Origin of the sequence: Acidovorax sp. HMWF018 (genome assembly GCF_003061035.1) — a bacterium.
Classification (GTDB): Bacteria; Pseudomonadota; Gammaproteobacteria; order Burkholderiales; family Burkholderiaceae_C; genus Acidovorax; species Acidovorax delafieldii.
Genome location: NZ_QAIM01000123.1, coordinates 41,353 through 47,289 on the forward strand (window position 1 = coordinate 41,353; position 5,937 = coordinate 47,289).

Annotated in this window: 7 protein-coding genes and 1 pseudogene; 1 reads left to right on the plus strand and 7 read right to left on the minus strand. The window is 68.0% G+C overall.

From position 1 onward, the window contains the following. Both DBR23_RS04780 and DBR23_RS04785 read right to left on the minus strand, forming a co-directional pair. On the minus strand, nucleotides 1-1,327 hold a 1,327-nt coding region (locus DBR23_RS04780), incomplete at its 3' end, for a gamma-glutamyltransferase family protein (RefSeq protein ID WP_108497481.1). A 239-nt stretch (nucleotides 1,328-1,566) separates the two neighbouring features. Beyond that, nucleotides 1,567-2,550: a tripartite tricarboxylate transporter substrate binding protein gene (locus DBR23_RS04785; protein WP_108497482.1), complete on the minus strand. Its 984-nt coding sequence runs from the start codon at nucleotides 2,548-2,550 to the stop codon at nucleotides 1,567-1,569. A 152-nt stretch (nucleotides 2,551-2,702) separates the two neighbouring features. Between DBR23_RS04785 and DBR23_RS04790 the strand changes: the two genes are divergently transcribed. After that, a complete protein-coding gene (locus DBR23_RS04790) occupies nucleotides 2,703-3,614 on the plus strand; it encodes a LysR family transcriptional regulator (protein WP_108497472.1) in 912 nt (303 codons plus the stop codon). Between the two features lie 13 nt (nucleotides 3,615-3,627). Here DBR23_RS04790 and DBR23_RS04795 read toward each other — a convergent pair whose 3' ends face one another. The 5 genes and pseudogenes from DBR23_RS04795 to trpD form a co-directional block, all read right to left on the minus strand. Then, on the minus strand, nucleotides 3,628-3,897 hold the full coding sequence (locus DBR23_RS04795; protein WP_108497473.1) for a DUF3253 domain-containing protein: 270 nt from the start codon (nucleotides 3,895-3,897) through the stop codon (nucleotides 3,628-3,630). A gap of 28 nt (nucleotides 3,898-3,925) precedes the next feature. Next, on the minus strand, nucleotides 3,926-4,642 hold the full coding sequence (locus tag DBR23_RS04800) for a uracil-DNA glycosylase (protein WP_108497474.1): 717 nt from the start codon (nucleotides 4,640-4,642) through the stop codon (nucleotides 3,926-3,928). Between the two features lie 70 nt (nucleotides 4,643-4,712). Beyond that, the gene (trpC, locus tag DBR23_RS04805; RefSeq protein WP_108497475.1) at nucleotides 4,713-5,516 is read right to left on the minus strand and encodes an indole-3-glycerol phosphate synthase TrpC; all 804 of its coding nucleotides are present in this window, start codon (nucleotides 5,514-5,516) and stop codon (nucleotides 4,713-4,715) included. Beyond that, nucleotides 5,509-5,658 (minus strand): hypothetical protein, encoded by a 150-nt coding sequence (locus tag DBR23_RS29865; protein ID WP_192421952.1) that lies wholly within the window; start codon nucleotides 5,656-5,658, stop codon nucleotides 5,509-5,511. The genes trpC and DBR23_RS29865 overlap by 8 nt, the downstream gene beginning before the upstream one ends. A gap of 20 nt (nucleotides 5,659-5,678) precedes the next feature. After that, nucleotides 5,679-5,937 (minus strand): annotated as a pseudogene (trpD, locus tag DBR23_RS04810) (anthranilate phosphoribosyltransferase); the annotation flags it as partial.

Below are 5,937 nucleotides of genomic sequence, written 5' to 3' on the forward strand. Positions count from 1 at the left end.
TGTGGCCCTGGCTTTGCATGGGGCCGCCCATCACGCCGAAAGCCATCTGCGGCGTGCCGTCGACATGCATGGCAAAGGCCGGGATGATGGTGTGCGAGGGGCGCTTGCGCGGCGCCACCTGGTTGGCGTGGCCCGGGACCAGGTTGAAGCCATGGCCCCGGTTCTGCAGGCTGATGCCCGTGCCCGGCACCACCACGCCCGAGCCAAAGCCCATGTAGTTGGACTGGATGAACGAGACCATCAAGCCGGACGCGTCGGCTGCCGCCAGGTACACCGTGCCGCCGGGGCGCGGCGCGCCGTAGCCAGGGTCGCCAGCGCGCGTGGTGTCGATCAGCGCGGCGCGGCTGCGCAGGTAGTCGGGGTGCAGCAGCGCATCCGGCTTCACCGGCATCGCGTCGATGTCGGCGTTGTACTGGTGCAGGTCGGCAAACGCGAGCTTCATGGCCTCGATGCTGGCGTGCACGGTCTCCACATCGTCCACCGGGTGCGCGCCAATGCCGTGCGCGTCGAGCATGCCCAGCGCCATCAGTGCGGCAATGCCCTGGCCGTTGGGCGGGATCTCGTGGATGACCGAGTCCCCAAACCGCTGCTGGATGGTGCCCACCCAGTCGGCCTGGTGCGCGGCCAGGTCGGCCATCGTCATGGCGCCGCCGTTGGCTTGCGCATGGGCGGCAATGCGTTCGGCAATCACGCCCCGGTAGAAGGCCTCGCCCTCGGTCTCGGCAATCAGCTCCAGCGTGCGCGCATGGGCGTCGCTGCGGAAGATTTCGCCCGCCTGGGGCACGCGACCATTCGGCATGAAGCACTCGGCAAACCCGGGCTGCGTGCCCAGCTTGGCCGCGCCCAGCGCCCACAGGCGGGCGATGGTGGGCGACACCGGAAAGCCGTTGCGCGCGTAGTCGATGGCGGGCTGGGCCAGTTGTGCAAACGGCAGCTTGCCCAAGCGCTTGGACAAGGCCACCCAGGCCGACACGGCACCCGGCACGGTGACGGCGTTCCAGCCGGTTTCGGGAATACCGCCCAGCTTCTCGAAGTATTCAGGCGTCCATGCCGCAGGCGAGCGGCCCGAAGCATTGAGGCCATGCAGCTCCTTGCCATCCCACACGATGGCAAACCCGTCGCTGCCCAGGCCGCAGCCCGTGGGCTCCACCACCGTGAGCGCCATGGCGGCGGCAATGGCGGCGTCCACCGCGTTGCCACCCGCCAGCAGCATGCGCAGGCCCGCCTGCGCGGCCAGCGGCTGCGAGGTGGAGACCACGTTGCGGCCCATGACCGCACTGCGGTTGGAGGCATAGGGAAGGGACCAGTCGAGGGATGGGGTATTCATAGCGTTCTGAGTCTGTTGCCCCGCACAGGGCGGGCTGCATGAAACCGGCGCGGCGCAAAGCGAGGGACGCCGAGGAAGGGCCGCCCCGCACCGAGGGCGTCGTCCCCCTTCCCGACTGGCAACGCCATTCGAGAGAAGGGGCTGAGAGCCGCGGCTCCAAGCCTACTTTCGTAGGCTTGGACGGCATCGAAGAGCGGCCGCCTCTGGCGGACGCACCGAGTGGCAACCCTCAGGGGATGTCACTCCAGGGTTATTTTGTGCTGGCGAATCACCGTCGCCCAGCGATTGCTATCGGCCTGCACCATGGCACCAAACTGCGCGGGCGTGCGCGGTGCGGCGGGCTCCACGCCCAGCTTGGCCAGGCTCTCGGCCACTTCGGGCGCCTGCACGGCTTTGGCGAAGGCCTTGTGCACCTTCTCCACCAGCGCGGGGGATGCCCCGGCAGGCAGGTACACGCCAAACCAGGTCACCGACGAATAGCCGGGCAGGCCAGATTCGGCCAGCGTGGGCAGCTCGGGCGCCAGGGTGCTGCGCTTTTCGCTGGTCACGGCCAGCGCGCGCAGGCGGCCGGCCTTGGCGTGCGGCATGCCGGTGGGCAGCGAGTCAAACAGCACATGCGTCTGCCCGGCAATCAGGTCCGGGATGGCCAGCGCCGTGCCCTTATAGGGGATGTGCGTCATCTCCACACCCGCCTGGGCGCTGAAGGCGGCCGTGTTCAGGTGCACGATGGTGCCATTGCCGCTGGTGGCGTAGTTGAGCTTGCCGGGGTGGGCCTTGGCGTAGGCAATCAGTTCGCCCACGGTCTTGACCGGCAGGCTGTTGGTGACCAGCAGCACGCTGGGTGCGTCGGCCACATGGGCCACCGGCGTGAAGTCCTTGCGCGGGTCATAAGCCAGCTTGGGCATGAGGTGGGGCGAGATGGCATGTGTGCTGCTCGTGGTCAGCAGCAGGGTATAGCCGTCGGGTGCGGCCTTGGCCGCCTCGGCCGTGCCCAAGGTGCCGCCAGCGCCGGGCTTGTTGTCCACCACCAGTTGCTGTCCCAGGTCGGCCGCGACGCGCTGGGTAACGGTGCGGGCCACCAGGTCGGTCGCGCCGCTGGCGGGGAAGGGCACGATCACCCGCACGGGGCGATCCGGCCAGTTGGCTTGTGCCTGCGCGGCAGATGCCAGCACCAGCAGGCCGGCCAGGCCCCAGACACCACGGCCCCAGGAAAGTAGACGCATACAGAGCACTCCCGCAAAGAAATCGGACACAACAGAGGATGGAACCATCTTAGGAAGCTGCGCCTTGCTTGACCAACAGCATTTCAGCAAACTGCTTTGCCACCACGGCAAACCGACGCATACTGAACACCTCCCTCTCCACCCCTTCCTCCATGCGCCCCCACCTGCTGCAAGACACCACCCTGCGCTACTTTCTGGCCGTGGCGCAGAGTGGATCGCTCACCGAGGCCTCGGCCCGGCTGCATGTGGCCGCCTCGGCACTGAGCCGCCAGATCGCGGGGCTGGAGGCCCAGCTGGGCACGCCCCTCTTTGAGCGCCACCCGCGCGGCATGGTGCTGACAGCGGCGGGCGAGATCCTGGCGGTGCACGCGCGCCGCACGTTGCTGGACGCCGAGCGCGCGCTGGGCGAGATCGGCGCGCTGCAGGGGCTGCGTGCGGGGCAGGTGCGCCTGGCCACGTCGGATGCGTTCGCGAACGAGCTGGTGCCGCGCCTGTGCGTGGAGTTCCAGCGCACGTACGCAGGGGTGCAGTTCAGCGTGATCGCCTTGCCCACGGCCCAGGTGCCCGACGCCGTGCGCAGCGGCGCAGCCGACATCGGCCTGTGCTTCAGCCGCGCACCGCACAAGGACATCGACGTGGCCTACCGCCAGAGCGCGCCGGTGCTGGCCCTGCTGCCCCCGGGCCACCCACTGGCCAGCGCAGGCAGCGTGGCCCTGGCGCAGATGGCCGGGTACCCGCTGGCCCTGCCCCCGGCCGAAACCACGGTGCGTCAGATGATCGACATCGTCTGCAGCCGCCAGGGCCTGCAGCTCGAAGCCGTGCTCATCAGCAACCACGCCAAGACGGTGGTCAACTTTGTACAGCTGGGCGGCGGCCTGTCCGTGGCCAGCGAGATCGCCGTGCGCCACCTGGTGGCCGAAGGCGCCATCGTGGCCCTGCCCATCAGCGACCCTGGCATGGACCTGCGCGACATCGAACTCCAGACCCTGGCCGGGCGCAGCCTGCCGGTGGCGGCGCAGGCGTTTCTGGAACTGCTCAAGGAACGGCTACCGCAGCCGTGGTAGGCCTTGGCGTGGGTTAGTCGCTGGGCTGGTCATCCATCGGCAGACCGAGGCGAATCGGGCCGCCGGGCGCTATGGCATCCACCGGCACCCCGCCGCGCGTGACGCGCAGGCGGTGCTGCTGGGCCAAAACCTGCGCCACCTGCCTGACTTGAGGCATGTAGTGGCGCCAATCACCGCGCTCTGGCACCAACGCCCGAGCGACCTCTGACGGGCAGATCGTCGTGTGCGGCTTGCGCTGCGCCAGCAAGGCGAAGATTTGCGCCTCCACGTCTGCGTCGGTCATGGCGCGCGCGCGGTGTTGCGAACCCTGCTCAGTACCCGTGCTGCGCGCGAAAATCCCGCGCCTTGCCAAAGTGCCCGTTGCCAATGAAGGGCACGGGCGGGCGCAGCGCCGACAACGGCGAGGGGTGGTTGGACGTGAGCACCAGGTGCCCCCGGTCTGCGGGAATCCACGCGCGCTTTCCCTGCGCGTGCGAGCCCCAGAGCATGAACACCACCGGACGCGGGCCCTCGGCCACGTGGCGGATGACGGTGTCGGTCAGCTCTTCCCAGCCCTTGCCCGCATGGCTGGCGGCCTGGCCCTCTTCCACCGTGAGGCAGGTGTTGAGCAGCAGCACGCCATTCTTTGCCCACTTGACCAGGCTACCGCCGGGGTTCGGGAACGGGGGAAAGGCCACCCCCAGGTCGCGCTGCATTTCCTTGAAGATGTTCTGCAACGAGGGCGGCAGCCGCACGCCCGGCGCCACCGAAAATGCCAGCCCCTCGGCCTGGCCCCGGCCGTGGTACGGGTCCTGCCCCAGGATGACCACGCGCACGTCTTCGGGTGGCGTCAGGTCCAGCGCGCGCAACGGCTGGGGCGGAAAGATCGCTGCTCCCGCCTGCAGCCGCGCCTGCAAGTGAGCGAGCAACGCCTGCCCACGCGCGCCTGCAAAAAAGGCGTCCACCAAGGGCTGCCAGCCAGGGGCCACCGGCCAGTCGGCGGGTTGGGCCGTCTGGAGTTGCGTGGCGGGCATTTCAGAGGGATTCATGGCGAAATGGGCTGGTAGCGCTATTTAAATATGCTCCAGCAGCTATCAAAAACATAGTGATCGATCACTATCAAGCGAACAGCTTGGCCAGCGCCAGGCCAGGGTCATCCGCCCGCATGAAGGCCTCGCCCACCAGAAAGGCGTGCACACCCGCGTCGCGCATGGTCTTCACGTCGGCAGGCTTGAGGATGCCGGACTCGGTCACCAGCAAACGGTCCGCTGGCACATCCTTGAGCATGCCCAGGGTGGTATCCAGCGTGACTTCAAACGTGCGCAGGTTGCGGTTGTTGATGCCGACCAGCGGGGTCTTGAGCTTGAGCGCCCGCTCCAGTTCGGCACGGTCGTGCACCTCCACCAGCACGGCCATGTCCAGGCTGCGGGCAATGGCCTCGAAGTCAGCCATCTGCGCGTCATCCAGGCTCGCGGCGATCAACAGGATGGCATCGGCGCCCATGGCGCGGGATTCGTAGATCTGGTACGCATCCACCATGAAGTCCTTGCGCAGCACGGGCAGCAGGGTGCTGGCGCGGGCCTGCTTCAGGTAGTCGGGCTGGCCCTGAAAGAACTGCCGGTCGGTCAGCACCGACAGGCAGGCCGCGCTGACCTTGCCATCGCCTTCCATATAGCTTTGCGCAATGTCAGCGGGCTCGAAGTCAGCGCGCAGCACGCCCTTGCTGGGGCTGGCCTTCTTGACCTCGGCAATCACCGCCGCCTGGCCCTTGGCGATCTTGGCCCGCAGCGCGCCTTCAAAGTCGCGCGTGAGCACGCGGCTCTCGGCATCGGCGCGCATGGCATCGAACGGCAGGCGCTTCTTGGCGGCGGCCACTTCTTCGTGCTTGACGGCCACGATCTTGTTGAGGATGTCACTACTCATGGTTGGCTGCCTTGTCGGTTTCAGTGGGCTCAGCGGAGCCCTGTTTCAGAATGCGGGTGAACACGCGGTGCATCACGACCCCGGCCACGATGAACAGGGCAGAGACGCCCAGTGCGATCCAGGTGCCCGGGTCGTGCCACATGGCTGGGTCAGGCCGCCGTTTCAGACCGCTGTGGCCAGCGCATGCGTGCGGGTGACCACCTGCTCCAGCTTGGCCAGCGCGGCGCCGGACGCAATCGCAGCGCGTGCATTGGCAATGCCCGTCTGGATGGACTCGGCCACGTTGGCGGCGTACAGGGCCACGCCTGCATTCAGGCAGACGATGTCCTGCGCGGCACCGGGTTCGCCCTTCAGCACGCCGATCAGCATCTCACGCGACTGCTCGGGTGTTTCGACCTTGAGCGCCCGGTTGCTGGCCATC